General features: G+C 30.3%; 1 protein-coding gene. It reads left to right on the forward strand.

The annotated features are described in order from the left end of the window. Positions 1–214 precede the first annotated feature (214 nt). On the forward strand, positions 215–512 hold a 298-nt coding region (locus tag KI369_RS28655), incomplete at its 3' end, for a helix-turn-helix transcriptional regulator (protein WP_212959018.1).

Consider the following 512-nt stretch of genomic DNA (forward strand, 5'->3'; position numbering starts at 1 on the left):
TCCATTCATCATTTTTCCCTCCTCACTATGTATATAGCATGAAAAAATCTCTAAGAAAAATTAACACTTTTGTATTTTCATTAGAGGAAAAAGGAAAAATATGTTTGTGAAATTATGAACAATTTCTGAATTATTGTCTGAAATTACCTATATGGAAGTTTATCTGTATTATAATGTTATTATCTTGGATAAAGTGATAAAGGTGGAGATCCTCATGGAACAAGCTTTAAAAATTACAGGTGTATTATCTGACCCAACTCGTTATTACATTTATAAATATATTTCTCAAAAACATAGTTACGTAACTGTACAAGAAATTGCAGATGAGTTTGAAATTCATCCAAACGTAGCGCGTTTACATTTATCTAAATTAGAAGATGTTCATATGCTGAAATCTGAAACGAAGAAAACTGGAAAAGGCGGACGACCAAGCAGATTATATGTATTATCTGATGATGTTATCCAGTTACAATTTCCATTCCGTGACTATCAATTGTTAGCAAGAATAGCGT

The sequence above is a fragment of the Bacillus sanguinis genome (assembly GCF_018332475.1).
Taxonomy (GTDB): domain Bacteria; phylum Bacillota; class Bacilli; order Bacillales; family Bacillaceae_G; genus Bacillus_A; species Bacillus_A sanguinis.